Origin of the sequence: Kitasatospora sp. NPDC093806, from assembly GCF_040683335.1 — a bacterium.
In the GTDB taxonomy this organism is placed as follows: Bacteria; Actinomycetota; Actinomycetes; order Streptomycetales; family Streptomycetaceae; genus Kitasatospora.
The window spans coordinates 1-3,352 of record NZ_JBFBDO010000236.1 but is presented as its reverse complement, the minus strand read 5'-3'; the positions used below and the strand labels follow the sequence as shown (position 1 = coordinate 3,352).

The window sequence follows — 3,352 nt, the reverse complement described above, 5'->3', positions numbered from 1 at the left end:
GGACGCCGCGGGCGGCTGCGGCCGGTGCTGCTGCCGCCGGTGCCGCTGCCGCCGGTGTGGCCGGTGCCGCACCCGCCGCGCGGGCGGCCCGCGCGGGCCGCTCGGCGACCGGCGGCAGGGTGCCCTTGAGCGGCCCCCACTCGTTCGGGTCCGGCACACCGGCCGGCTGCATCTTGCGCCGCGCCGGCCCGTCGCCGTGGTCGGACTCGCCCGGCTCCTTGGCGCCCGGCCAGGCCTTGGCGACCCGGGCCGCGAGCACGAACTCCTTGCGCAGCGGGTGCCCCTCGAAGCCGTCCGGCAGCAGCAGGGTGGCCAGGTAGGGGTGCCCGGGGAAGTCGATGCCGAACATCTCGTGCGTCTCGCGCTCGTGCCAGGCGGCCCCGGCGTACACCGGGACGGCGGTCGGCAGCGCGGCCCTGTCGCGCGGCACCCGGGTGCGCAGCGCCAGGTGGCGGACGCCGGGGGCCTCGACGGCGGCGAGGTGGGCGACCACCGAGAAGCCGTCGGCCAGCTCGTCGACGGCGCTGAGCCAGTCGAAGAAGCGCAGGCCCAGGGTGTCCCGGGCGGTGGTGAGCGCCTCGATCCAGTGCTCGGCGGGCACGTCGACGGTGATCAGCCCGTACGCCTCGGCGCCGGTCGCCCACTCCCCGACCGACGCCGCGTACTGCTCGGCCGTGGTCACGAGGCCCCTCCCTCGGCGGAACCGGACGCGTCGGCGGAACCGGTGGCATCGGACGTGCCGACCGAGCCGGGCCCGGGCACCAGCGGACGGCGCAGCGCCGCCGCGGGCGCGGTGTAGCGGCCCGGCAGCGACTCCGCCGCGATCTTCTCCTGGAGCTTGAGGATGCCCTGGAGCAGCGCCTCCGGCCGGGGCGGACAACCGGGCACGTAGACGTCGACCGGGATGATCTGGTCGACGCCCTTGGTGACCGAGTAGGAGTCCCAGTAGGGGCCGCCGGAGTTGGAGCAGGCGCCGAAGGAGATGACGTACTTCGGCTCGGGCATCTGCTCGTAGAGGCGCTTGACGGCGGGCGCCATCTTGTCGGTCACGGTCCCCGAGACGATCATCAGATCGGCCTGCCGGGGGCCGGGCGCGAACGGGATGACACCCATCCGGATGAAGTCGTGCTTGGCCATGGACGCGGCGATGAACTCGATCGCGCAGCAGGCCAGGCCGAAGTTGAAGCACCAGAGGCTGTAGCGCCGCCCCCAGTTGAGGACGACCTTGACCGGGTCCGGCGCGAGCCGGGCCAGCGGGCCGATGCCGCGCCGCTCGACGGCGGCGCCGGGGCGCGACGGGTCGGGCACGCCCAGCGGAACCGGACCGCCGGCGGCGTCGTGCCCGTGCGAGTGGGTGTGCGTCACGTCCATTCGAGAACGCCCTTCTTCCAGGCGTAGAGCAGGCCGACCGCGAGGAAGCCGATGAAGACGAACATCTCGATCAGCGTCCCGGCGCCGTACCCGGCGGAGGCGAACACGGTCGCCCACGGGAACAGGTAGATCGCGTCGACCGCGAAGATCACGTACAGGAAGGCGTAGACGTAGTAGCGGACCTGGGTGTGCGCCCAGTCCTCCCCCACCGGGTCCACGCCGCACTCGTAGGCGAGGAGTTTCTCGGGCGAGTACACCACCGGCCGCAACAGCCGGTTGGCGGTGAACGCGACCGCGACGAAGAGCACGCCGATGACGGCGAGCAGTCCCATCGCGGCGTACGCGTCGAAGTAGCCGCTGCCGGCCGCCGGGTCGGCCGCGGCGACAGCCGCCTGCTGCCCCTCCATGCCCTCGCCTCCACATCGGCCGTGGAACCTGCCCCAGGGGCGGTTCTACGACGTCCCTTTACACGTTCATAACCTTCGCCAGTGCGTGAGTCTAAGTGCACACCACCGCTCCGCCGCACCCCGCCCGATCCGCAAGACACCCGGTGGACAACCGGTGGACAACCGTCGGACAAACCGACGGGCCCGGTCAGGGTGGGGATAACCCCCGCCCGGGGAGACGGATCACCCCCATGGCCCCGGGCACCCCGGACCGGCCAAGCTTGGGATCATCAGCTCGACCGAGAGGGACGGTAGACCGAGATGAAGCCATTGCACCGCCGGGACGGGGGCGTCGGCCAGGAGCCGGCGGCACCCGCCGAGCGCACTCCGCTGTACGGCGCGCGGATGTGGCGGCAGGCCGGGCGGCTGCTGCTGAACCTGCCGATCGGCATCGCGGGTTTCGTCTTCACCATCGTGACGCTCGCGGTCGGCCTGGCGCTCTCGGTCACCGTGATCGGCCTGCCGCTGCTCGCCGCCGGGCTGGCCGGCTGCCGGGCGATGGGCGGCTTCGCCCGCGGCCGGGCCCGCGCCCTGTACGGCTCCGCGGTGCACGAGCCGGAGCCCGTGCACCGCCCCCGCCCGGGCGTCACCGGCTTCGCGATCGCCCACCTGACCGACGCGCTGTCCTGGCGTTCGGCGCTCTACAACGTGCTGATGCTGCCGTGGGGCGTGCTCAGCTTCGCGCTGACGCTGATCTTCATCGTGGTCGGCTGGCCGGCGCTGCCGTGGGCGGTCCGCGCCCAGTCGGCGGTGGACCGGATGCTGGTGGAGGTCCTGCTCTACCCGGGGGCGCTGTCCGAGCGGGTCCGCGAGCTGGAGGACGACCGGGGCACCGTGGTCGACACCGCCGCCGCCGACCTGCGCCGGATCGAGCGCGACCTGCACGACGGGGCCCAGGCCCGGCTGGTGGCGCTGGCCATGGACCTCGGCCTGGCCAAGGAGCGGCTGCGGGAGACCGAGACGCCCGAGGACGTGGCCGCCGCCGCGAAGATGGTCGACAGCGCGCACGGCGAGGTGAAGCTGGCCCTCCAGGAGCTGCGCGACCTGGCCCGGGGCATCCACCCGGCGGTGCTCACCGACCGCGGCCTGGACGCGGCGCTCTCCTCGGTGGCGGCCCGCTGCACGGTGCCCGAGGGGGTCAAGGTGCACGTCGACCTGAAGGCGAAGGACGGCGGCACCGAACGGCCGGACTCGGCGGTCGAGGGCATCGCCTACTTCACCGTCAGCGAGCTGCTGACCAACATCTCCAAGCACTCCGGCGCCCGCTCGGCCACGGTGGACGTCTGGCGGGCCGAGGACCAGCTGATGCTGCTGGTCCAGGACAACGGCAAGGGCGGCGCGGCCCCCTACCCGGGCAGCGGACTGGCCGGGCTGGCCGAGCGGATCCGCGCGGTGGACGGGGTCTTCCTGGTGGAGAGCCCGCACGCCGGCCCGACCACGGTCACCGTCGAGCTCCCCTGGCACACCCGCACCACCCGCCGCTGAGCCCCCCGCGCACGCCTCGGGCCCCGTCGCGCTTGCGAGCGCGACGGGGC

4 protein-coding genes are annotated in these 3,352 nt (G+C 73.7%); 1 reads left to right on the top strand and 3 read right to left on the bottom strand.

Annotation, left to right across the window (positions count from 1 at the left end; genetic code table 11):
* The 3 genes from AB0N76_RS39580 to AB0N76_RS39570 form a co-directional block, all read right to left on the bottom strand.
* Positions 1–682, bottom strand: a 682-nt coding sequence (locus tag AB0N76_RS39580; RefSeq protein ID WP_363565704.1) for an NADH-quinone oxidoreductase subunit C, incomplete at its 3' end; no start/stop codon positions are given.
* Positions 679–1,371, bottom strand: coding sequence for an NADH-quinone oxidoreductase subunit B family protein (locus AB0N76_RS39575; RefSeq protein ID WP_363565703.1), 693 nt, complete (start codon positions 1,369–1,371; stop codon positions 679–681). The genes AB0N76_RS39580 and AB0N76_RS39575, both read right to left, overlap by 4 nt.
* Positions 1,362–1,778, bottom strand: coding sequence for an NADH-quinone oxidoreductase subunit A (locus AB0N76_RS39570; protein WP_363565702.1), 417 nt, complete (start codon positions 1,776–1,778; stop codon positions 1,362–1,364). Before AB0N76_RS39570 ends, AB0N76_RS39575 begins: the two co-directional genes overlap by 10 nt.
* Before the next feature lie 384 nt (positions 1,779–2,162).
* On the opposite strand from AB0N76_RS39570, the gene AB0N76_RS39565 reads away from it, so the two are divergent.
* On the top strand, positions 2,163–3,302 hold the full coding sequence (locus AB0N76_RS39565) for a sensor domain-containing protein (RefSeq protein WP_363565705.1): 1,140 nt from the start codon (positions 2,163–2,165) through the stop codon (positions 3,300–3,302).
* Positions 3,303–3,352 lie beyond the last annotated feature (50 nt).

Excerpts from the sequence above, each read along its gene's own strand:
- AB0N76_RS39575 (WP_363565703.1), bottom strand. The coding sequence starts at position 1,371 with ATGGACGTGACGCACACCCACTCGCACGGGCACGACGCCGCCGGCGGT.
- AB0N76_RS39565 (WP_363565705.1), top strand. The coding sequence starts at position 2,163 with ATGTGGCGGCAGGCCGGGCGGCTGCTGCTGAACCTGCCGATCGGCATC.
- AB0N76_RS39570 (WP_363565702.1), bottom strand. The coding sequence starts at position 1,778 with ATGGAGGGGCAGCAGGCGGCTGTCGCCGCGGCCGACCCGGCGGCCGGC.